Source organism: Acinetobacter sp. AM, from assembly GCF_003105055.1.
GTDB lineage: Bacteria > Pseudomonadota > Gammaproteobacteria > Pseudomonadales > Moraxellaceae > Acinetobacter > Acinetobacter tibetensis.
This window is the reverse complement of sequence record NZ_QETG01000041.1, coordinates 1-21,428: the sequence shown is the minus strand read 5'-3', so window position 1 is coordinate 21,428 and position 21,428 is coordinate 1. Positions and strand designations below refer to the sequence as shown.

Here is a 21,428-nt window from a genome sequence, read left to right as displayed (position 1 = left end):
TATACTTTTTTTCATTATTAATTTTCTTTCAATTTGTTTAAATTCCATCCACATTGTTTCTGAATCAAATAGGATTTGATTTTGATGAAATTTGATTAAAGCTATATTTTTCAATATCTTGCTTTGTCGTTTTTAGGGTTGTAAAAGGACATTTGATATGAATCAGAAAAAACTGCTGAAGTTTATTCTTATTGCCATGGTTTTAGGCATCGTTATTGGTTGCATCTTCCACTATTATTTAACGCCTGTTCAAGCAGAAAATATTGCGTCATATTTTAAAATTTTAACCGATATATTTTTAAGATTAATTAAAATGATTATCGCCCCATTGGTGTTTGCAACAATCGTTTCAGGCATTATCTCAATGGGTAAATCCTCAGCTTTAGGTAAAATCACCTTAAAGGCAATGAGTTGGTTTATTGGTGCATCTTTCATCTCTCTTTTATTGGGTTTAGGACTCGCTAACTTTTTCCAAACAGGCGTTGGAATGAATCTACCTATTCCGACTGCTCCAGTCGATGTAGGGGTTAGCGCAACAAACCTGAGTTTACAAACTTTTATTACTCATATATTCCCAAAAAGCTTTGCTGAAGCGATGGCGAATAATGAGATTCTTCAGATTCTTATCTTCTCTATATTTTTCGGTTCGGCTTTAGCTTACGTTAATCATCTTCAACAAAATGGCTCTATTATCGGTAAGATGATTGATGAATTAAGCCTAGTGATGTTCAAGATCACGGATTACGTAATGACGTTTGCCCCAATTGCCGTTTTTGCTGCTGTTGCAGGAGCAATTACTGTAAAAGGTCCAAAAATTATTCTTGATTATGGCTCGTTCATGGCTGAGTTTTATGCCAGCTTATTTATTCTTTGGGCAGTTATCATCACGGCTGGATTTATCTTCTTGAAAAAGGATGTGTTCAGATTGTTAAAAACAATCCGTGAGCCTGTTGTTTTAGGTTTTGCTACAGCGAGTAGTGAATCTGCATATCCAAAATTGATGGAATCTTTAGAAAAGTTTGGAGTTCCGAAGCGAATCACCAGTTTCGTTTTACCATTGGGTTATTCTTTCAACCTTGATGGTTCGATGATTTATATGACATTTGCAGTCTTATTTATTGCACATGCATATAACATCGACCTTAGCCTTTCTCAGCAATTATTAATGCTTTTAACGCTAATGATCACCAGTAAGGGCATTGCTGGCGTTTCTCGTGCTTCACTGGTTGTTATTGCTGCTACATTGTCAATGTTTAAACTTCCAGAAGCAGGGCTATTGCTTATCCTTGCAGTTGATCACTTCCTTGATATGGGACGTACAGCAACCAATATTATTGGTAATAGTGTCGCAACGGCTGTTATTGCTAAGACAACGAAGTTGGATGAGGAGGAGGCTCCAAGCCTTATTGCTGTAGACGCACCACAAAATGAAAAAGTTTAGTATGGACTTCTAATCAAAAAAAGACCGCTTTAGCGGTCTTTTTTAATGTCGGGATTAATTTTTTGGATGACTAATTTTCCACGCACGGTGGATTTTTTGGTTACGTTTGAAATCTGGCCCAATGGTTTCACTCGTAATTTCTTCGACATCAAAGAATGCCAAAATTTCTTCATCCATTTCAAAACCACGGTAGTTGTTTGAGAAGTATAAAGTCCCTTCAGTGGTTAGACGGTTCATCGCACGTTTAAGTAGTGATAAATGGTCACGTTGCACATCAAAAGTACCGTGGAATTTCTTCGAGTTAGAGAAAGTTGGTGGATCGATGAAGATCAGATCATATTGTTCATGACCTTCTTTAAGCCATTCAAAACAGTCACTGGCAAAGAACTGATGCTGTTCATCGGCATGATCAACAGTTAAACCGTTTAATACGAAGTTTTCTTTTGACCAGTTTAGGTAAGTGTTTGACAAGTCCACACTGGTGGTACTTGCAGCGCCACCTAAAGCCGCATGTAGGCTGGCAGTTGATGTATAGCTGTACAGGTTAAGGAAATGCTTACCACGTGCTTCTTTGGCAATACGTAAACGTATTTGACGGTGATCAAGGAACAGGCCTGTATCAAGATAATCCGTCATGTTGACTAAAATTTTCGCTTGACCTTCTTGCACAATAAAGCGTTTTGAAGCTGTACTTTGTTTGGCGTACTGATTTTTACCTTCTTGACGTGCACGGGTTTTAATAAAAATCGCATCTCGACCTAAACCTGTGACTGCACGAATTGCAGCTAAACCCAAGTTAAAACGTTTTTTAGCTTTTTCAGGATCAATTGTTTTCGGTGGTGCATATTCTTGCACATGCAAACGATCACCATATAAATCGATCGCAAGGTTAAAGTCAGGTAAATCGGCATCGTATAAACGCAAGCAGAATACGCCATCTTTTACAGCCCATTTCTTTAAGGTTTGCATATTCTTTTGCAAGCGATTGGCAAAATCTTCGGCACCTTCAATCGGTTCGAATTGTAGCGGTTGCCATGTTTCCAAGAATGGTTTGACGACTGTTGCAGGTTTAATTTTACCTAAGCGAATATAGATTGGTAATTTACCATTCATCAAACGCATAGTCTGTGGGTCACTAAACGCCATTACATCGGCTTGTTCTACTGCTGCTGCAATAACTGCTGCCGTTTGATTTGGGAAGTGTTTTTGGAGCAAGGCAGATAAGCCCAAATATAAAGCACGATTAGATGCTTTCTCCCCTAAACGCTCACCATAAGGCGGGTTGGTCACAATAAAGGCAGTTTTGTTGCCGAGCTCAAAATCTGGCCAATCGGAAAGGGTGCGCTCTTCAATTTGAATTTGATCGAGCAGATTTTCAAAGCCTGCTGCAATGATATTTTGCTTGGTTGCTTTAACCGCTTCCCAGTCTGCATCAAAAGCATAAAACTTCGGTAAGGGTTGTGACATTGCCTGCTGATGACGTTCCGCTGCTTCAGCCTTAATCGACATCCATAACTCGTTGTTATGACCATTCCAGCCATTAAAACCAAAACGACGGACTAAACCAGGAGCACGATCAGTTAACAACATTAAAGATTCAATAATGAAGGTACCTGAACCACACATTGGGTCTAAAATAATGTCTGGATTAAGTTGTTGCAGTTTCGCTTTTTGCAAAATTGCAGCAGCCAAGTTTTCTTTAATCGGGGCATCCGTCATATAACGACGATAACCACGTTTATGTAAAGAATCGCCCGATAAGTCTAAGCAATAGGTATGTTCGGTTTTACCTGCAAGGACATACAGGGTAATTTCAGGTTGCTTGGTATCAATGCTTGGTCGACGTCCAACTGCTTCCATGAATGAATCCACAACCCCATCTTTAACACGTAAAGTTGCGAATTGTGAGTTGACCATAATGTCACGTTCAATGTGTAAACGAATGGCGAAAGTACTTTGTGGTGCAAAAATGAGTGACCAGTCAAAGCTAATCGCACCTTCATAAAGTTCTTCAGCGACATCACGAGCATCATGACTGCGTTCTAGTTCATGGGTATGAATAGGGAGTAGAACACGTGAAGCCAAACGTGACCACATGCAAATACGATAGGCTTGTTCTAATGTACCTTTAAAAATTAAACGCCCTGGAAAGCGTTCAATTTGTGCAATGCCTAGACCTTGTAATTCTTCTTGGAGTAAGGTTTCAAGCCCATCTGCACATGTGACCCAATAGTTGCTTAAACGTGAAGAGCTATTCATAAATTAGATAGACCAAGATTTTAAAAAATACTTTGCAAAGTTTAACTGATTTTGGCTTTGAAAGCTTTTTAAATTGCTTATTTGCATAATCAGATCATAAAAAAATACACTTTTAACGACTTGGTTCTCAAAATTGGTATGTATTTTGCTAAGTTAAGTACATTAAATGGCAATGTGCATTTGAAATTTCACTTTATTTGCGCAATCTGCTGTGAATGAATTATTCGTATTAAATTCAATAAAACTGGGGGATTGAAAGAGATGTCTAATCATGGATTCGTTGCTCATCCTGAGGCTTTTTCTGCTGCGACTTTGATTTATACGCGATTACGCCGCGTTTCTGGGCGTGTCATTGATGCTATGTATCTTGCGGAAAATAAGGCGTATGCAAAACATGTGGTTGATTTGGCATTCGCTACGGGCGATGCAGAGTTGGTGCGTCAAGCCGAGCGTTTACGCAGTTTTATGGATTTAGACACTGAAATTGAACCCGAAGTCGTCCCTGAAAAAGCACTTGAAAATACTCATTATCGTGAAGAAGAGGTGACTGAGGACGAAATTTATCGGGCTCAGGTGCATCATCACTATATTGGTGCATTACGTTAAATCATGTCGCAAAATAGCTTGCTGATCATGTAATTCAAGCCAATCATCTTACAATGCTAAATTGATGATGATTGGTGTTCTCATTTACAGCGCTAAATTTTGTTTAAATTATCTTATTGAAATAACGCATAGGAAATAAGGAATTCATTTTAAAAATTTTGGGCGATTCTCCTTGAGTGATGAAAACTTCAACTGCCAAAACAGGGGAATCTCTGTATAATACGTTAACTTAACGTATAAGGAATCTCTCATGCACTTGGCGGCATTGCATACTCCGAGTCAGATTCAACTCAATAAAGATGGAAATTTAAAACATTTCCTGACCATCGAAGGGCTATCGAAAGCCACACTCACTAAAATATTGGACACTGCGCAGTCCTTTTTTAATGACCAAAATCAGCTTATTACCAACAACCTACTCGAAGGTCGTACGGTAATGAACCTGTTTTTTGAGAATTCCACGCGTACTCGTACTACATTTGAAGCGGCAGCAAAACGATTATCGGCCAATGTCCTAAATATTGATATTGCACGTTCAAGTACTTCTAAAGGTGAAACTTTACGCGATACGCTTTGGAATTTAGAGGCAATGGCGGCAGACATTTTTGTGGTGCGTCATTCATCTTCGGGCGCTGCACATTTCATTGCTCAGACTGTTTGTCCGCATGTCGCAATCATCAATGCGGGGGACGGACGTCATGCACATCCAACCCAAGCCATGTTGGACATGTTGACCATTCGCCGTGAAACCAAAAAACCATTTGAAGAAATGAGTGTGGCGATTATTGGCGATATTAAACATTCGCGTGTGGCGCGTTCAGATGTTGCTGCGTTACAAACTTTGGGTTGTAAAGATATTCGTGTGATTGCTCCAAATACCTTATTACCTTATGGTTTTGAAGAATATGGTGCAGGCGTTCGTCTATTTAATAAAATGGATGAAGGTGTGAAGGATTGTGATGTGATTATTACCCTGCGTATTCAAAATGAACGTATTGATTCACCCGCACTGTCTTCACAGTCTGAATTCTACAAAATGTTTGGTTTGAACAAAGAACGTTTAGCTTTGGCGAAGCCTGATTGTATCGTGATGCATCCTGGTCCAATGAACCGCGGTGTGGAAATCGATTCAAGTATTGCAGATGGTCCGCAATCGGTAATTTTAAATCAGGTCACCAATGGTATTGCGGTGCGTATGGCTGTTTTAGCTTTATCAATGCAAGGTCAATTACAAGAACAAGGTCTATTAGAAGCGATTGCGGGATAAGAGAAAGTCATGAGTATTGTAAAAATTGAAAATGTCCGTGTCTTAGACCCAATTCAGCAAACCGATTTGGTGCAAACTGTTTATTTAGAGCAGGGTAAATTGGTTGCTGCCACAGATGCGGTAGAAACTACATTGGATGGTCAAGGCAAATGGTTAATGCCAACCATGGTAGATTTGTGTGCGCGTTTACGTGAGCCAGGTCAGCAGCAGCATGGTACGCTCAAGTCGGAAGGTAAGGCTGCACGTGAGAATGGTATTCTGCATGTGTTTACGCCACCAGATTCAAAGCCAATTGTGCAAGACAATGGGGCTTTAATTCATGGTTTAGTTGAAAAAGCCATGTTAGATGGAGGTATTTACCTTCAGGTGATTGGTGCGCAAACCCAAGGTTTAAAAGGGCAACAACCTGCGAACATGGCAGCTTTGAAAAAAGGTGGTTGTACCGCGGTTTCAAATGCCAATGCATCTTTTGCGAATGATGATGTGGTCATTCGTACCTTGGAATATGCAGCAGGTCTGGGTTTAACCGTTGTGTTCTATGCGGAAGAACCACAAATTGCCAAAGATGGTTGTGTACACGAAGGTTTTATTGCGTCACGTCAGGGTTTACCAATGATTCCTGTGCTGGCGGAAACCGTTGCGATTGCTAAATATTTACTCATGATTGAAGCAACAGGTGTAAATGCACACTTTAGTTTGCTGTCATGTGGTGCATCGGTTGAGTTAATCAAGATTGCTAAAGAAAAAGGTTTACCAGTTACTGCCGATGTGGCGATGCATCAATTACACTTAACAGATCGTTTGATTGATGGTTTTAATGCATTGGCACATGTGCGTCCGCCACTACGTTCTGAAAAAGATCAAGAGCGTTTACGTCAAGGTGTAAAAGATGGTGTGATTGATGCAATTTGTACTCATCACGAACCATTAAGCAGCTCGGCAAAAATGGCACCATTTGCAGAAACTGAACCTGGTTTTACTGCATTCGATACCTATGTATCTTTAGGGGTGCAATTGGTGAAAGAAGGTTTATTTACGCCTTTAGAATGGGTAGAGAAAGTAACTCTAGCACCTGCCAAAGTTGCCAATATGCAAGAGCGTTGGGAGCAAGAAGCAGGATGGGTATTGGTTGACCCAGAACGTGAGTGGACCTTAACCAAAGAGAGCATTCTTTCACAAGGTAAAAATACCCCATTAATCAATCAGACTTTAACAGGAAAAGTACTGCAAACTTTTCATGCTTAATTTTTGAGTGTTATAAAAAGCCAGCAATCGCTGGCTTTTTTATGCCTAAAATTTGAGATGGAGCGAAAGTGTTGCTACAAATACAATAATTTACATTGTATAAAAATTGAACATATAAACTAATTTAATAAAACAACAAAAGAAAATAAGAGGGCTGGAAATGCTGACAAATATCATCGAATTACTACAGCAACAGGTCACACCCATCGTTTTACAATCTGAGATAGAGCATTTGCTGGAAAAGAAGCATGCATTAGATAATTTTTATCCAATTTTACTCAGTTTATTAAAACAAAAACCAGATTATATTACAGAGTTACAGAATCATTTAAATCCTAGATTGAGCGATATTTTTACAACACATCAATCACTGAAAGAAAAATTTATTGAGGCAATTGGTTCGACAGCGCCGCCATCTGAAATTGAAGAAACCTTGAACAATGCAATTGCACCGACTTTGGGGGTTTTAGAGACACAAGCAGGTTCGAATAATCAACAGGCGATAGAGCATTTTTTGCTGAATCACAGTACTGATATAGCGGTGGCTTTACCTTTGTGGGCTAAACCATTACTTGCAGCATTAGGTGTGAATACACTGGTGGGTGAGACTCTACATCAAAGCCCAAGTAACGCTTCTTATATTGGTTCAAAGAAGCAAAGCCGGTGGTGGGTGCCGGTTTTATTTATTATTGTATTGGGGGTGATCTGTGCCTTACTTTTTAAAATGTGTAGCCGTGATGAACAACCTAACTCGGTGGTAGAGAATACCAATATTGCCAGTAAGCCAGCTAAATTCCAGTTAACTACTGGACAGGATGGGATGTTGGTCACCTGTCAAATCTTCACATCTAACAAGTCTTATATTGATATTTTACAAACGGAAGTTAAACAGATATTTACTCATCCTGTCGGATGTGGGGCCAATGATAATAGTCAATTTCATCAAACTTTGATTGATCAGGAGGCAATTCCTAGTGTGTTGAAAATGATAAAAGGAACGCCGAATGTTTCAATGACTTGGATGGGTGATCAATTGTCGATTCAGGCTAAAAGTAATGCAGTTGCGACCGAGCTTGCCCAAAAAATCCAACCGTTAGTTAAAAATATGCAAATAGTGACGCAGCAGCCTTTAGATGTAAATCAAGCTGTAGGAAGTAGCGTCAGCAGTGCCGAAAAAGCACTGGCGAGTTTAAATCCAGAACACGTACGTGCCTTAGATGTAGCAACGGCTTTAAATTTACAAATCATCAATTTTGAACCTTACTCAAGCGAAATTCCTGAAATTAATCAATCTATTCTAGATCAAGCAGCAGCGTTAATTCGACGTGCACCGCAAGTTAATTTGGTGATAGAAGGGCATACGGATAACGTAGGTACTGCACAAGACAATAAAGAACTTTCAGTTAAACGTGCTCAAGCAGTCATGGATTATTTAATTAAAAAAGGGGTTGATCCAGCTAAACTGCAAGCTGTGGGCATGGGGGCTGAAAAACCCATTGCTGACAATAATACGCCAGAGGGACAGTTTAAAAATCGTAGAATTGAATTTACTGTGCTGAATACTGAAACGGGTAAAGCACGCCAAGTGAATGAGCAAGGCGTGAGTACGGGGAGTTATTAATACAAGAATCTAATTTGGAGGTGGTGCATATCCGTGCATGGTTATGCTCCTAACTTTGTATATAGTGCTGCTTAGAAGAAATATGGAAAAGTTTTGTAAATCCAATGCTTGGGTTAAGAGAAGATTAAGAATATTGGTTTAATATCGGTATTTATGTGGCATGAATAAAAAATCAAGATGAGAGCGTTGATGAGAAGATCCATACATATAGAGAAACACAATTTAGAGAAAACAGGTTGGTTACGTGCGGCAGTTTTGGGAGCGAATGATGGCATTATTTCAGTCACCAGTCTGGTTATTGGGGTTGTGGCAAGTGGAGCAGGGCAACAGACGGTTCTGATTACTTGTCTAGCAGGTTTGATTTCAGGTGCGATATCTATGGCTGCGGGGGAATATATTTCAGTCAAGTCGCAAGCCGATATTGAAGAAGCTGACCTAGCATTAGAGAAGCGTGAATTGGAAAATAATCCTGAACAAGAATTAAGAGAATTGACACAAATTTATATCCATCGTGGGTTGGATGAAAAGTTGGCGCATGAAGTGGCAATTCAGTTAACCGCACACGATTCTTTGGCGGCACATGCCCGCGATGAAATTGGTATTAGTGAAATGACGGCAGCGAAACCAGCGCAAGCCGCTTTATCTTCAGCTCTATCTTTTTCAGTTGGGGCAGCAATTCCTTTGTTGGCTGTGCTTATGGCACCACAACATTATTTAGCCAATGTTATTGTGATTGTGTCTATTTTTGCCTTAATAGGCTTAGGTGCACTGGCGAGTTATACCGCAGGATCATCAATATGGAAAGGTGCTTTAAGAGTGTTGTTTTGGGGATGCTTCGCCATGCTCATTACCAGTGCCATCGGGTCATTGTTTAATGTAAATGTCGCATAACGAATAAAGTCTATAAAATGAGTTTACTTTCCGACGAAATGCAATTCAAGCTAGAGTAAATTATTTGCCATTCGATAAAAATATGATAATTATAATGCAATGTATCTAATCATCTGGATGCATCGATGTTTCAGGACAGAAACAAGCGTGAGACAGAAAAAAATTAAACAAGGAGTTTAAAATGTTTCAATTACTCAGAAAGTTACTTTGTTTCCACATTTATGAATATGAACGAATGGAGGAAATAGGTGAACATCTGGAATGCAGAAAATGTGGCGAGAATAAGACCTCTTAGTCTTAGAATTGCTCTAGTTAAATCCGAAGTGAGTCAATCATTTCGGATTTTATACATTCTAGGACAGCTATTTTTTGGGATAATTTTTTGTATTGCTTCTCGTATTTTATTAAAGCCCGATACAATACAAGGCATTAACTTTATTTTTTTGACCAAACATGTCTAAAGATTTTCAAAAAGAAAGCTATATTGTCGATGAGCAGTTGGTAGATACGCTCACGTGGTTATGTCATCATCAGGATTGTTATGAACGCTTCGAATATGATGCAGTAGCCGAACAGTTAACTGTTTATCATGCCAATGGCGCCGATATTATTCGAAAAGGGGATTATCTGAATGCACAATATGGCATTCTGATTACCGCGCATAATTTTGCAGGTTAACCTGCTCATCGTTTATTGAGCGAGTATAAAAATCTTAAACCGAATTCAAATAAAAAAGCCAATTCATAGAACTGGCTTTTTTATTAAGCTTCTCAAGTTGTGAAGGCTTATTAGCCTGCCATTGCATCTACAGAAAGTTCAGAAACAGTCGGTTTTGCTTTTTCAGCAACCAAACCTAATTTATTAAATAATTGCTTGTCGCGACCTTCGCCTGCATTTGGTGTTGTGAGTAACTTTTCGCCTGAGAACAGGGAGTTTGCACCAGCCATAAATGCCAATGCTTGGTCTGAATCAGTCAATGATTCACGCCCCGCAGAAAGTCGAATATAGCTTTTTGGCATAATAATACGTGCAACAGCAATGGTACGAATCCATTCAGTGACATCGAGCTTTTCTACATCTGCCAATGGGGTGCCTTCAATTGGAACCAACATGTTAATTGGCACAGATTCTGGGTGAATAGGTAAAGTCGCAAGTTCAAGTAATAGACCAATACGATCAGCAGTGTCTTCACCCAAACCAACAATACCACCACTACAGACTTTCATGCCTGCACCACGTACATATTCAAGTGTATTTAAACGATCATCGAACGTACGGGTACTGATGATATTTGAATAATACTCACGCGAAGTATCAAGGTTGTGATTGTAGTAATCGAGTCCAGCATCTTTTAAACGTTCAGCTTGTGACTGGTTTAACATGCCTAAAGTCATACAAGTTTCTAAACCTAAAGCTTTGACTTCACGAACCATTTCTAGTACATAAGGCATATCACGCTCATGTGGGTTACGCCATGCAGCACCCATGCAGAAGCGTGAAGAACCTGATTCTAATGCTTCTTTGGCTTCACTAATCACTTTGTCTACAGCAATACGCTTTTCTGCTTCTAGTTTTGAATCATAACGTGCAGATTGAGAGCAGTATTTGCAATCTTCAGGGCATTTGCCTGTTTTAATTGATAATAAAGTGCTGACTTGAATGGTATTGGCATCGAAATGCTCACGATGAACTTTTTGCGCTTGGAAGACCAAGTCTAAAAAAGGTTGTTCATATAAAGCTTGAATTTCTTCACGCGTCCAATCATTACGTACAGTCATTCTAGAAGTCCATCATCTGTATTCTTTATTGGCTTTTATCATACAGATTTCGTGCCAAAACCAAAGGCAAAAAAAACCAAAACTTATAGTATCTGACGATTAAAAAAGGTCGATGTAATGAGTGATTAGATGCAAGCTTTAGTCACAAAGTCGGCTATTTTTAGTGAGTATTCCATGCAAAGTTTTTATTTAGTTCAATAAATTTTGTGCCAAACACGTAACTATCCTTTTTATAAAACAATAACTTTGCAAAGAACTGGATATGCAAAGTTTATTTATTAATAGGGGACTAACGATTTTAAGCTGTTTGAGATTTAATCAATTGTTCTTGGATAGCCCAATCAATATGGACTTGCACAATATCATCATGCAAGTGACGAGTTTCGTGCAAAGTTTGTAGAATTAAGCTAGAAAAAGGGGCATTTCCTAAACCAATTGCAATATTACGCATAAAGCTTTGGTAGCCTGTGCGCCGTATTGGGCTGCCTTCGGTATTGCTTAAAAAAGTTACCTCATCCCAGTGCCATAAATCTAATAAAGTGACCTGATCTAGATCATGACGTGGATTAAAATCTTCGATACTGGCTTTTTGCGCAAAACTGTTCCAAGGGCAAATCAGTTGACAGTCATCACAGCCAAAAACCCGATTGCCGATTCCACGTCTTAATTCTTCAGGAATAACGCCTTTGTATTCAATGGTCAAATAAGCAATACACTTTCGTGCATCGAGCATATAAGGTTCGACAATGGCTTGTGTCGGGCAGATATCAATACAAGCTGTACAGGAGCCACAATGCTTCGTGGTTGGCCCATCAAAAGGTAAATCGAGAGAGGTAAACAATTCCCCTAAAACAAAAAATGAACCTGATTTTTTATGAATGAGTAAAGTATGTTTCCCAGTCCAGCCCATACCTGCATTTTCAGCCAAAGACTTTTCAAAAATGGGTGCAGAATCTGCAAAAGGACGAGATTCGAAATCTCCCACACGTTCACGAATACGCGTCGCTAATGTTTTTAGACGCCCACGCATAATTTTATGATAATCCCGCCCACGTGCATAACGCGCAATAATGGCGGCATTCGGCTCATTGGGAACATAACGTGGTTTGGGGGTTTCGACCAAATAGTTCATCCGAACACAAATAATGCTACGTGTGCCTGGAACCAGTAGTGTTGGGTCGGCACGCTTGTCTAAATTTTCTTCAAGATAAGTCATATCTGCATGATAACCACGTTTTAAATATTCTTTAAAACGTTCTAATTCTGCTTGAGCATCTGGTTTGGCAATGACACAATCAGCAAAACCCAAGTCTAAAGCCTGCGTTTTGATCCATGTTTTTAGCTCTTGAAGATCAAGCTGTTGCAGTGAGATGTTTGAGGAAGAAGAGGTCGAAGCCATAAACCAATAATAGGGGAAATCATGCAACGTTCAGTTTACCATAGCAGCGAAATTCAAGCATGGGAGCAACGTTGGTTTGCTCATAAAAATTCATCATTGGGCTTGATGCAGCAAGCCGCTTGGACAATTGTGCAACAGTTATTACCACAATTTGAACAAAAGCAGATTAAAAAAATAGCGGTGTGGTGTGGGCAAGGCAATAATGCGGGGGATGGTTATTTTATTGCAGGCTACTTAAAACAGGCAGGTTTTCAAGTCACTGTATTAACCACTGAACGGGGACCATCACCAGATTTACATCGAGCATATTTATTTGCCCAGTCACAGAATGTGTCTTTTATAGCTATCGAAACAGGATTTGCAGCGTCTAAGGCACAACAACAATTAGAATATTTTGAATGCCATGTAGATGCCTTATTTGGAATAGGACTGAACCGTGAATTGAGTCAAGATTGGCAAAGGATTATTCACTTATTCAATGCACAAACTGGATTAAAAATGGCCATCGATATTCCGAGTGGCTTGCAGGCGAATACAGGTCAGGCTTTACCTTGTGCTATTCAGGCTGATCAAACGTTTACTTTACTGGGCTATAAAGCAGGATTATTTACAGGGCAAGGCAAACAATTTGTCGGTCAGTTACATTTAGTTAGCCTTATTCCTCAAGATGATAAATTACACGCCACCGCACAGTTATCGCCAAAAAAGATTACTTTGCCGCAACGTCAAGCCTTTGGTCATAAAGGTAGTTATGGTCACGTATTGGTGGTGGGTGGTCATGCGGATATGGGGGGAGCAGTCATTATGGCGGCTGAAGCAGCCTTTCATGCGGGGGCGGGTAAAGTCAGCGTAGTGTGTCATGCCAAGCATCACTCATCAATTTTGGCACGTGCGCCAAATATGATGCTACGTGATATTAATGCTTTAAATTCTGAGGCAATTCAACAGTTATTAAGCCATGTCGATGCAGTTTGTTTTGGGATGGGGTTAGGGCGTGATGATTGGGCTGAGCAGATTTTTCAGCAATGGTTTGAACTACTCAATCAAAGTACACATTTAGAAGTGGTGTTGGATGCAGATGGGCTTTGGTTTCTTGCGAAAGATAAGCAAAAATTGAGTGCTCATATTTATGCAACACCCCATTCGGGTGAGGCTGCAACTTTGTTGGGCTGTACAGTTAAAGAGATTGAACAAGACCGTATTGCCGCGATTCATCAATTACAAGATACCTTTTCGGGGCAATGGGTATTGAAAGGTTCAGGTAGCTTGGTCTTGGAGGATAGATTGTATATTTGTACTCAAGGCAATGCCGGAATGGGTACAGGTGGTATGGGTGACGTGCTTGCGGGAATGCTAGCAAGTTTAAAAGCACAATTTCATGAGCGAATTGCGCTGCACGAAATTGTGAGTTTACATGCACAAGCTGGTGATGTATTGGCTGAATCGGGGATGCGTGGTTTACAAGCCCATGATATGGGACGAGCAATTTATTCTGTTGTGAATGGAGGTTAAAATGCAAAAAGCATTTCGGCTCATCATTTCAGGACGGGTTCAGGGCGTTGGCTATCGTCGATGGTTTTATCAGCAGGCTCAAGCTTTAGCATTACAAGGTTATGTCAAAAATTTAGCAACAGGCGAAGTAGAGGCTCTAGTGATCACTGATGCAGAAAATCTACCTCATCTGATCGAACTGGCTTATTTAGGACCATCTCATGCAAAAGTGCAGCAGGTGAGAAGTTGTGAAGTTTCACAAGATCTCGCTGTGAATGACTTTCAAATTATTCGTGAATAAACGAAATTGTTGAATCATTAACGACGTCGGCTGCTAGAACGACTCCGTCCACGAGCCATGCCCCCTAAAGCATTAAGTACAGCCAGTTTACTCATAGTTCCTGAAGCATGTGCATGACAAATGGCAGCAGCCAGTGCATCGGCAGCATCGGCTTGGGGAGTCACACTTAAATTCAGTAATTTCACCACCATCATTTGTACTTGTTCTTTATCCGCAGCACCATAGCCAACCACCGACTGTTTAATTTGACGTGCGGTATATTCAGCAACTTGCAAATCTAAATTTACAAGCGCTGCAATGGCTGCACCACGAGCTTGTCCTAATTTTAATGCAGAATCAGGATTTTGAGCCATAAACACTTGTTCAACCGCGGCTTCAGTCGGACCATGAAATTTCACAATCCGTTCAACACCTGCAAAAATACGTTTCAGGCGTTCTGGCATGTCTTTGCTTTCGGTCCGGATGGTGCCAGCATCGACAAAGCGTAATTTTTGACCGTCTTTTTCTATAATTCCATAGCCTGTAAGGCGTGAACCTGGGTCAATCCCAATAATTAATGACATAATAAAAACTTGGTAAGATCTGAAAAAATGATGCAGAGATTGCAATCGATCTGTGAAGTATATGATTTTATAGACATGGAAGAACAGTTATTTCGCTTTAATCAAGGTGTTGTTGAGCGATCTGTTTAAACTTTTCACACTCGCATTTGTTATGGTTGAGATTTTGAGAGATGACGCAGCGCATGATCACTTATAGGTAAAACCCGAAAATTTTACAATTAACGGGTTCGAACAAGGACTTAGAATTTCCACTGCAATGCAAGCGATGCATTTAGTGGATCGCCGGGTTGAATCCAAAGCTCGCTATAACTTGCAACATAGTAGGTTTCATCCAATAAATTATTGATATTGAATTGATAATGGAGTTGCTCCGATGGCGCATAATAGGCGTGTAAATTGACTAAAGTGTATGCGGGGAGCGTAAATCCATTATCACTGCTATGCCCACTACGATCTCCGACATAAATCGCGGTTGCACCGATGCCCATTTTACTGGTGTTTGCCAGTGACCATTCGTAATTTCCATTGATTGAGCCACTGTGTTTCGGCACATTACTTAATCTGGAACCTTTGACAAGTGTTTGGTCTTTTTCAACTTTTGCATCGGTGTAGCTATAATTGGCACGTGCTGAGAATTGATCATTCAGTTGCATTTCTAAATCAAGTTCAATGCCTTGACTAGAGACTTCACCTGCCGCGATTTGATAATTACTGTCTGTGGGATCGGTGGTTAAGACATTTTCTTTCTTCATTTTAAATACGGCGAGGCTAAACAGACTTTGTGGATTGATCTGATATTTGCTCCCAAGCTCGTAACTTATTCCTTTTTCTGGATCAAAAACTTGGTCATGACGGTCTACACCGCTGTTCAGTGCGAAAGAATGTCCATAATTTGCATACCATGACCAATCATCATTTAGTCGATAATTTACTCCTAATCGTGGGCTGGTTTGTTGTAAGTCTCTTTTACTCGAGTTATTAATCAGTTTATTTTGAAAATCTTGCGTGATATGGTCAAAACGTGCGCCAAGTAAGACACTCCATTGATCATTTAGAAAAACTTGATCTTGAAGATTCAGAGCAAAATAGCGTTGTTGTTCTTCAGTATTAATGAACAATGGAAGTTCAGGAAGATATTGTCCATACACGGGGTTATAGATGTCGATAGTATTAGGGACGCTCGTGCTATGATTACGCCGCAATTGAAGTTGGCGATAATTCAAGCGTCCAATCTCACTGCTGACCAGAACTTCGTGTCTGGCCCAATCTTGTTGAATCATGCCCAGTAATTCCGTTTGAAAAAGTGCATCATCACTTTTATTGTCACGATAACGACGTTGTCGCTCTAAAGTCTGACCATCACTTTGAATTTTACGTGGTTCACTAGAAAACCCTTTTAATTGAGCATCTTTAAAGCTCAAGGCATTATTGATTTTCCAAGCGTCATTATACTCGTGTGCGAGACGGAGCTGATAAAAATTGTCCTTTTGAAGATGCTGACCATCATTGGGTTCACCTGAAAAAGTTTCAGGTTGCATGACAAATTGTTTTTGATAACTACTGATTCCACGGTCAAAAGTCCCCCTTTGTTGCGTAAACTCGCTATCAAAATCGAATTGAGTTTGATCAGAAATTTTCCAGGTCAATTGAGGTGAAAAAAACCAACGTTCACTGGATACATGGTCACGGAAACTTTGATTATCTTCATGCGCAATCGCAAATCGATAGGCAATATCGTTATTGATAGGCCCTGTATGCTCAAAGCTCGCACGGTATTTTTCTAGGCTATTGGTGCGTAGGTTAATTTCACTTTGGGACTCCCATTTGGGCTGCTTGGTGTTGATATTCAAAAGTCCACCTGTTTCACCACGACCATAGAGTGCAGCCATAGGACCCTTTAAAAAGTCGAGTGATTCAATATTGACCATATCCCGCGGAGCGCTGAGTCCGCGATTTACACTAAGACCATTTCTAATCATTTGAGCCCCAATATTGGGATCGGTACTAAAGCCACGGAAAGAATAGTTGTCCCAAAAGCCCCCTCCATAATTGGTTTGATGATATACACCACTGACCTGAGCCAGTGCATCATCTATACGTTGTACATCTTGCTGTTGGATAAGGTCTTTGGACAGTAGGCTGCGACTAAAAGGAATATCGAGGATATCGTGTGAAAACTTGGTTAAGGCAGTCGTTTGTTTTGGACTTTCTGTTAACGTTTCGGCCTGTAATTGTATGGTTTTAAGGACTTCTGGTGTACTTTCAGCCCAACAGAATGGAGTAAATAGAGACAAGCTGAGGCTAGAATAAAATATGTGGAAAGGTTGTTTCATACGTCATAAGAAAGATTAATGTAATGTTATAACATTTTATATTTTTGTGATCAGAATGCTAGAGCAATTTCTATTTGAAATATAAATAACAAAAATGAGTAATTCTCATGATTTCTTCAATTCAAGTTGTACTGACTGAGAAGCGTAAAATTCTAATAGCGCGTTTAATCAATAAAATTGTAAGAACAGCAGCAAGATCGTCACTAAATTTGAATAGTTTGTACAATTTTTTGACCAAGGGCTTTAAAAATAAAAAACTGCCCTTATAGATATTCTTAACCATAGAAAAATGCTGAACACTTTGACAGCTATAGAATATGGTCAATTTTTTTATTTTAGAGATTTGATTAATTTTCATGAAATTATTTCTGATTGTACTTGCTGGCTTAATTCTAGAAGTATTCGTCTGGATTGGCGTGGGTGACCTCGTTGGTAGTATGTGGTACGTGTTTTTCTGGTTTGTGGCTGCCTTCTTTATTGGATTAAATATTATCCGTAAATATTCGGCGGGAATTATGCCGCAGATGCAACAAATGCAATCAGGTCAGGTAAGTTCAGACCCTGCATTTACAGGCAATTTGCCTAAAATTTTTGCAGGTTTTCTATTACTGATTCCTGGTTTAATTAGTGATGTATTTGCCGTTTTATTGTTAATTCCTGCTGTTCAAAAAGCGTTGCAAGCTGCATTTATGAAAACCATGATGAAACGCCAACAAGCCATGATGAACAAAATGATGGGTGGCATGATGGGCGATATGGGTGGAGCAACAGGTGCACAAGGGCAGAATCCATTTGCAGATTTAATGCGTCAAATGCAAGACATGCAAAATCAGCAAGGCGGTAGTCAATACCGTGATTCAAGCATTATTGATGGTGAGGCACATGAAGTAACACCAGACGCCAAGAAAATTGAAATGAAAGATGTAAATAAATGATCTAGCTGATTATCTATATATCTGAACCGAAGTCCCTCAAAAGTACTTCGGTTTTTTTATTCTTAATATGTGATTAATGCAGTAAAAATTTAAACAGGCGTTATAATTCACCCATTGAAAAAATGGTTAATTTATAAAAATATGTCTTTGTTGCTTACCATCTGTGCTTTACATTTTGTCGCACAATTAACCCCTGGGCCTGATGTTTTATTGATTGCAAAAAGCTCAGCTTCTACAACACGCTTAAATACCTTAAAAATCATTTTGGGCATTTCGGCAGGGATTGTCGTTTGGGTTGTATTAACCTTATTGGGCTTTACAGTATTGGTTGAACAATTCCCTTGGATTCAGCAAATTTTGATGCTCATTGGGGGATTCTTCTTGGCCCGTATGGGGTGGGGAATGCTGAAAGAGGGACTCACTTCTGCACAAAGTCCTCAACTTGAAGGTACTTTAACTCTGCCAAATGGTCAGCAAAAGTATTTTTTATTGGGATTATTCACCAATTTGTCTAATCCAAAGACTTTAATTTATTTCAGTAGTGTCTTTTCCTTAGCGCTAGGTTCATCTGCAAATACCAATTTAAAAACACAATTGGCATTCATCATCCCACTTCAAACGTTTTTGGTGTTTAGTTTATTCATGTTCATCATGTCTACACCAAAAATTAAAGCCTTGTATCAACGAGCAGGTCACTCTATTGATATTCTCTCGGGGGCTTTATTTCTAGTGTTTGCCATCTGGCTTTGGTACGACGCTATTCGGATGTTTTAGATTGAATGTTGGTTTCTTGAATCTGTGCTGAAGTTGAGTTGATGATTTCAGCATTTTTCGTAGTGTCTGCATAGCTATTGGGTTTGAGCGTGGTCTCAGTATTCTCTGAGCCTTTAAATTTACGGCTACGATTTGCGCGTTCCCGTAACCCGCCTTTTTTAATCAATTGTACCATCGCTGAAATCCACACTAAAAAACTGAATCTAGACGGCTATATTACTTGAATTATGGAAGGAGTTGAATTTTATGAAACTCAAACCTCGTTACATATTCATCAAGGTCATAATTTCCATAAAAGAAAAATCAAAACAGTAGACTAGTGATGTATTCATTAATTTTGAACGCTCCAGTCGACTTTTGTTTGTGACTTCACTTGTGCATTTACAAATACTCACATAACATGAAGAAAGATTACATTGCCATGTACTTGGGAATGTAAAAATAAATACAACCACTACAGTGAAATAGGAGCATACCTATGCTGTATCAATACCATTGTGCTTGCTGTGATTTAGTGGTCGATTCGGATGTTAAAGAGTGCCCGAATTGCGGCTCACATAACATTAGAAGTCCATTTGGTTTCTGGATTTTTTGTATAGCGACGTGTTTAGCCGTTGTGATTGTCTTTAAAGTTGCGCAAGTTTATCTTCATAATCAGGCTGAAACGCCTGTGCAGCCAACTTTACTTGAAACATTGCATTTAAGTAATGATAAGTCCTGAGAGATTCAGGACTTATTATTTTAAAGTGGTGCATGGTTGATTTTTGAAAGATCTATATTCACTTGAAAAATTTTGCTGCGAATATTGCTGATACCGAAACTTTCTAAACGTGCGCAGTGCATAGTTAAATAATTGGTAGCATTTTCTATAGAATCAAACAGATAGACTCCACCTGCTTCTTGAGCATCTTTATTTTCTGTCCAAATTTTCCAAATAAGACCAGTTTCCTGATTAATACTTTCTGCAAGTGGAGTAAATGCTTGAGTCATTTCTGCTGCAAAAGGTCCAGTACTAGGAAAATCGATTTGTAATAAGACTGTCATGTTAATAATTCCGAAAGCTTCAATTATTTTAGGATATTTTTTGCTGAACTTAGTTTGAAAAAAGGATAGCAGAAATGAAAAAAGAGATCTAATCAGATCTCCTTTAAGTTCTATTTACACAACTTTATCTGGTGTCATTAATACTTGATTAATATACAATTTGATTAAGCGTTCACGTGAGCCAATTGCTTTTTGGTAATTTGTTGAATTGAGCAATAAGCAGGCACCATAAGTGACAGTCCAAACATAAGACTGATAGTCCCGAATCGACATTGCACTATTGCTTTCTTTTAAATATTTTTCAGTGATTTCTTTAATACTTAAAATACGCGCTTCACGGATTTTGTAGAGTTCATCAAATAAGTTATTCAGCTTACGTTCGTTATTGGTCAGACGTTCCTCAATAACATGCAGTAGAATTGTACGGTTTGAATTTAACATGTTGTAGAGCATGTATTCTGAAACGTAAGAATTGATGTCTATGTTAAATTTGTGTGAAATATCGAGTAAACGCTTTTCGTTTAGAATAATAAGTTCTAAATAAAGTTGATTTTTACTGTCGAAATGCTTGTAAATTGTACCTTTCGCGATATCTAACTCAGAAGCAAGTTCTTCAAGAGTAATGTCCTGATTATTATCGAGTAATAATTTTTCGGCCATTGCTAAGATTTTTTCTTTACGTAAAAGAAAATTTTGTTGGCGTTCTGAATTCATGCATATGTTCCGTATAAGATCACTATAAAAGAACTTGTGAGAAGACTATAGCAATTTTTTCTTAAACAGAATTAAACTATTGTAGAAGAAATGCCGATAAAACCAACAAATAATCAAGTTTAATTAAGGATGAAGCAATATTACTATAACCTGATGAGAGATATCTAAAATTTGGATACCCAACTTTAACTGGGTCAAAATAATGATTTAAAAAGGTTTTGTAAAGTTTAAGCAGAAAGCAAATTGAAAGAAATTATGATCATGATTCTTTTCCTAATTAAATCAGATAATTATTTTGAAAATTTGAGCTTTATATGAAATTTATAAAAGTACATTATCCATTATGTGATTATTTTTTAACATTTGTAGGAACAAAAAATTGCTTGTTTTTGACTCTAATAAATTTAACTGTGTAACCTTAAAACTTTTTCGAAAATAAAAAATAAATACTGGAAATAGAAATTAAATTGGCAGTGTGACAGCAGGGTATTCTTCGCTGTAGCTTTCACCTGAACAACCATAGTAAATGACATAACGTGTAACGAAGTTGACCACGTAGCGGATTATTCCAGCAGACCAGATGGCCTGTAAAAATTCTGGGAATGCAAGGATTAAAATGAGAACTAACAGGGTATCTGAATGCATTTCAGCGTTTATAGTGTAAAAATAGATCTCTTTCATAACTCATTTTTCATTCAATTCTAAGTTGTAAATTCCAGCAATTAAATTGAATCTTAAACCGAGCCTTTTCCCTCTATTTCGATAG

The 21,428-nt window shown here is 38.8% G+C and carries 21 protein-coding genes; 12 read left to right on the top strand and 9 right to left on the bottom strand.

Features of this window, described 5'->3' with window-relative positions; all coding sequences use genetic code 11:
• The first annotated feature begins 157 nt into the window (after positions 1–157).
• Positions 158–1,441 carry a dicarboxylate/amino acid:cation symporter gene (locus DCO44_RS15960; RefSeq protein WP_116763622.1) on the top strand — a complete coding sequence of 428 codons (1,284 nt, stop codon included), beginning with the start codon at positions 158–160 and terminating at the stop codon, positions 1,439–1,441.
• Between the two features lie 54 nt (positions 1,442–1,495).
• Here DCO44_RS15960 and rlmKL read toward each other — a convergent pair whose 3' ends face one another.
• Positions 1,496–3,700 carry a bifunctional 23S rRNA (guanine(2069)-N(7))-methyltransferase RlmK/23S rRNA (guanine(2445)-N(2))-methyltransferase RlmL gene (rlmKL, locus tag DCO44_RS15955; RefSeq protein WP_116763620.1) on the bottom strand — a complete coding sequence of 735 codons (2,205 nt, stop codon included), beginning with the start codon at positions 3,698–3,700 and terminating at the stop codon, positions 1,496–1,498.
• Positions 3,701–3,952: 252 nt separating this feature from the next.
• On the opposite strand from rlmKL, the gene DCO44_RS15950 reads away from it, so the two are divergent.
• The 6 genes from DCO44_RS15950 (at position 3,953) to DCO44_RS15925 (ending at position 10,008) form a co-directional block, all read left to right on the top strand.
• Positions 3,953–4,306: a hypothetical protein gene (locus DCO44_RS15950; RefSeq protein WP_416224533.1), complete on the top strand. Its 354-nt coding sequence runs from the start codon at positions 3,953–3,955 to the stop codon at positions 4,304–4,306.
• Positions 4,307–4,556: 250 nt separating this feature from the next.
• Positions 4,557–5,573 (top strand): aspartate carbamoyltransferase catalytic subunit, encoded by a 1,017-nt coding sequence (locus tag DCO44_RS15945; RefSeq protein ID WP_116763617.1) that lies wholly within the window; start codon positions 4,557–4,559, stop codon positions 5,571–5,573.
• Between the two features lie 9 nt (positions 5,574–5,582).
• Entirely contained in the window at positions 5,583–6,818 is a 1,236-nt protein-coding gene (locus DCO44_RS15940; protein WP_116763615.1) for a dihydroorotase, read from the top strand.
• A gap of 160 nt (positions 6,819–6,978) precedes the next feature.
• The gene (locus DCO44_RS15935; RefSeq protein ID WP_116763613.1) at positions 6,979–8,439 is read left to right on the top strand and encodes an OmpA family protein; all 1,461 of its coding nucleotides are present in this window, start codon (positions 6,979–6,981) and stop codon (positions 8,437–8,439) included.
• Between the two features lie 189 nt (positions 8,440–8,628).
• Positions 8,629–9,330, top strand: a complete 702-nt coding sequence (locus DCO44_RS15930; RefSeq protein ID WP_116763611.1) for a VIT1/CCC1 transporter family protein — start codon at positions 8,629–8,631, stop codon at positions 9,328–9,330.
• A 453-nt stretch (positions 9,331–9,783) separates the two neighbouring features.
• On the top strand, positions 9,784–10,008 hold the full coding sequence (locus tag DCO44_RS15925; RefSeq protein ID WP_116763609.1) for a hypothetical protein: 225 nt from the start codon (positions 9,784–9,786) through the stop codon (positions 10,006–10,008).
• 110 nt (positions 10,009–10,118) lie between these two features.
• Here the strand turns inward: DCO44_RS15925 and bioB are convergent, their stop codons facing one another.
• Both bioB and queG read right to left on the bottom strand, forming a co-directional pair.
• Positions 10,119–11,108, bottom strand: coding sequence for a biotin synthase BioB (bioB, locus tag DCO44_RS15920; protein WP_116763607.1), 990 nt, complete (start codon positions 11,106–11,108; stop codon positions 10,119–10,121).
• A gap of 298 nt (positions 11,109–11,406) precedes the next feature.
• On the bottom strand, positions 11,407–12,507 hold the full coding sequence (gene queG / locus DCO44_RS15915) for a tRNA epoxyqueuosine(34) reductase QueG (RefSeq protein WP_116763605.1): 1,101 nt from the start codon (positions 12,505–12,507) through the stop codon (positions 11,407–11,409).
• A 21-nt stretch (positions 12,508–12,528) separates the two neighbouring features.
• On the opposite strand from queG, the gene DCO44_RS15910 reads away from it, so the two are divergent.
• Positions 12,529–14,019, top strand: a complete 1,491-nt coding sequence (locus DCO44_RS15910; protein WP_116763603.1) for an NAD(P)H-hydrate dehydratase — start codon at positions 12,529–12,531, stop codon at positions 14,017–14,019.
• A 1-nt stretch (position 14,020) separates the two neighbouring features.
• Positions 14,021–14,299 (top strand): acylphosphatase, encoded by a 279-nt coding sequence (locus tag DCO44_RS15905; protein WP_116763601.1) that lies wholly within the window; start codon positions 14,021–14,023, stop codon positions 14,297–14,299.
• Between the two features lie 17 nt (positions 14,300–14,316).
• Here DCO44_RS15905 and ruvC read toward each other — a convergent pair whose 3' ends face one another.
• The gene (ruvC, locus tag DCO44_RS15900; protein WP_116763599.1) at positions 14,317–14,862 is read right to left on the bottom strand and encodes a crossover junction endodeoxyribonuclease RuvC; all 546 of its coding nucleotides are present in this window, start codon (positions 14,860–14,862) and stop codon (positions 14,317–14,319) included.
• Positions 14,863–15,101: 239 nt separating this feature from the next.
• Positions 15,102–17,195: a TonB-dependent siderophore receptor gene (locus tag DCO44_RS15895; protein ID WP_116763597.1), complete on the bottom strand. Its 2,094-nt coding sequence runs from the start codon at positions 17,193–17,195 to the stop codon at positions 15,102–15,104.
• A 356-nt stretch (positions 17,196–17,551) separates the two neighbouring features.
• Here DCO44_RS15895 and DCO44_RS15885 point away from each other — a divergent pair, with 356 nt between their 5' ends.
• Both DCO44_RS15885 and DCO44_RS15880 read left to right on the top strand, forming a co-directional pair.
• Positions 17,552–18,130, top strand: a complete 579-nt coding sequence (locus tag DCO44_RS15885) for an FxsA family protein (protein WP_116763592.1) — start codon at positions 17,552–17,554, stop codon at positions 18,128–18,130.
• A 141-nt stretch (positions 18,131–18,271) separates the two neighbouring features.
• Entirely contained in the window at positions 18,272–18,904 is a 633-nt protein-coding gene (locus DCO44_RS15880) for a LysE family transporter (RefSeq protein ID WP_116763590.1), read from the top strand.
• Here DCO44_RS15880 and DCO44_RS15875 read toward each other — a convergent pair.
• The gene (locus DCO44_RS15875; protein ID WP_116763588.1) at positions 18,888–19,079 is read right to left on the bottom strand and encodes a hypothetical protein; all 192 of its coding nucleotides are present in this window, start codon (positions 19,077–19,079) and stop codon (positions 18,888–18,890) included. The genes DCO44_RS15880 and DCO44_RS15875 overlap by 17 nt on opposite strands.
• Positions 19,080–19,382: 303 nt before the next feature.
• Between DCO44_RS15875 and DCO44_RS15870 the strand changes: the two genes are divergently transcribed.
• Positions 19,383–19,625, top strand: coding sequence for a hypothetical protein (locus tag DCO44_RS15870; protein WP_116763586.1), 243 nt, complete (start codon positions 19,383–19,385; stop codon positions 19,623–19,625).
• Positions 19,626–19,645: 20 nt separating this feature from the next.
• Here the strand turns inward: DCO44_RS15870 and DCO44_RS15865 are convergent, their stop codons facing one another.
• The 3 genes from DCO44_RS15865 to DCO44_RS15855 all read right to left on the bottom strand — a co-directional run bounded on the left by DCO44_RS15865 (position 19,646) and on the right by DCO44_RS15855 (position 21,307).
• The gene (locus tag DCO44_RS15865) at positions 19,646–19,948 is read right to left on the bottom strand and encodes a monooxygenase (protein WP_116763584.1); all 303 of its coding nucleotides are present in this window, start codon (positions 19,946–19,948) and stop codon (positions 19,646–19,648) included.
• 114 nt (positions 19,949–20,062) lie between these two features.
• The gene (locus DCO44_RS15860; protein WP_116763582.1) at positions 20,063–20,662 is read right to left on the bottom strand and encodes a TetR/AcrR family transcriptional regulator; all 600 of its coding nucleotides are present in this window, start codon (positions 20,660–20,662) and stop codon (positions 20,063–20,065) included.
• Positions 20,663–21,124: 462 nt separating this feature from the next.
• Positions 21,125–21,307, bottom strand: a complete 183-nt coding sequence (locus DCO44_RS15855) for a hypothetical protein (RefSeq protein WP_116763580.1) — start codon at positions 21,305–21,307, stop codon at positions 21,125–21,127.
• Positions 21,308–21,428 lie beyond the last annotated feature (121 nt).

Excerpts from the sequence above, each read along its gene's own strand:
- DCO44_RS15960 (WP_116763622.1), top strand. The coding sequence starts at position 158 with ATGAATCAGAAAAAACTGCTGAAGTTTATTCTTATTGCCATGGTTTTA.
- rlmKL (WP_116763620.1), bottom strand. The coding sequence starts at position 3,700 with ATGAATAGCTCTTCACGTTTAAGCAACTATTGGGTCACATGTGCAGAT.
- DCO44_RS15945 (WP_116763617.1), top strand. The coding sequence starts at position 4,557 with ATGCACTTGGCGGCATTGCATACTCCGAGTCAGATTCAACTCAATAAA.
- DCO44_RS15940 (WP_116763615.1), top strand. The coding sequence starts at position 5,583 with ATGAGTATTGTAAAAATTGAAAATGTCCGTGTCTTAGACCCAATTCAG.
- DCO44_RS15935 (WP_116763613.1), top strand. The coding sequence starts at position 6,979 with ATGCTGACAAATATCATCGAATTACTACAGCAACAGGTCACACCCATC.
- DCO44_RS15930 (WP_116763611.1), top strand. The coding sequence starts at position 8,629 with ATGAGAAGATCCATACATATAGAGAAACACAATTTAGAGAAAACAGGT.
- DCO44_RS15925 (WP_116763609.1), top strand. The coding sequence starts at position 9,784 with ATGTCTAAAGATTTTCAAAAAGAAAGCTATATTGTCGATGAGCAGTTG.
- bioB (WP_116763607.1), bottom strand. The coding sequence starts at position 11,108 with ATGACTGTACGTAATGATTGGACGCGTGAAGAAATTCAAGCTTTATAT.
- queG (WP_116763605.1), bottom strand. The coding sequence starts at position 12,507 with ATGGCTTCGACCTCTTCTTCCTCAAACATCTCACTGCAACAGCTTGAT.
- DCO44_RS15910 (WP_116763603.1), top strand. The coding sequence starts at position 12,529 with ATGCAACGTTCAGTTTACCATAGCAGCGAAATTCAAGCATGGGAGCAA.
- DCO44_RS15905 (WP_116763601.1), top strand. The coding sequence starts at position 14,021 with ATGCAAAAAGCATTTCGGCTCATCATTTCAGGACGGGTTCAGGGCGTT.
- ruvC (WP_116763599.1), bottom strand. The coding sequence starts at position 14,862 with ATGTCATTAATTATTGGGATTGACCCAGGTTCACGCCTTACAGGCTAT.
- DCO44_RS15895 (WP_116763597.1), bottom strand. The coding sequence starts at position 17,195 with ATGAAACAACCTTTCCACATATTTTATTCTAGCCTCAGCTTGTCTCTA.
- DCO44_RS15885 (WP_116763592.1), top strand. The coding sequence starts at position 17,552 with ATGAAATTATTTCTGATTGTACTTGCTGGCTTAATTCTAGAAGTATTC.
- DCO44_RS15880 (WP_116763590.1), top strand. The coding sequence starts at position 18,272 with ATGTCTTTGTTGCTTACCATCTGTGCTTTACATTTTGTCGCACAATTA.
- DCO44_RS15875 (WP_116763588.1), bottom strand. The coding sequence starts at position 19,079 with ATGGTACAATTGATTAAAAAAGGCGGGTTACGGGAACGCGCAAATCGT.
- DCO44_RS15870 (WP_116763586.1), top strand. The coding sequence starts at position 19,383 with ATGCTGTATCAATACCATTGTGCTTGCTGTGATTTAGTGGTCGATTCG.
- DCO44_RS15865 (WP_116763584.1), bottom strand. The coding sequence starts at position 19,948 with ATGACAGTCTTATTACAAATCGATTTTCCTAGTACTGGACCTTTTGCA.
- DCO44_RS15860 (WP_116763582.1), bottom strand. The coding sequence starts at position 20,662 with ATGAATTCAGAACGCCAACAAAATTTTCTTTTACGTAAAGAAAAAATC.
- DCO44_RS15855 (WP_116763580.1), bottom strand. The coding sequence starts at position 21,307 with ATGCATTCAGATACCCTGTTAGTTCTCATTTTAATCCTTGCATTCCCA.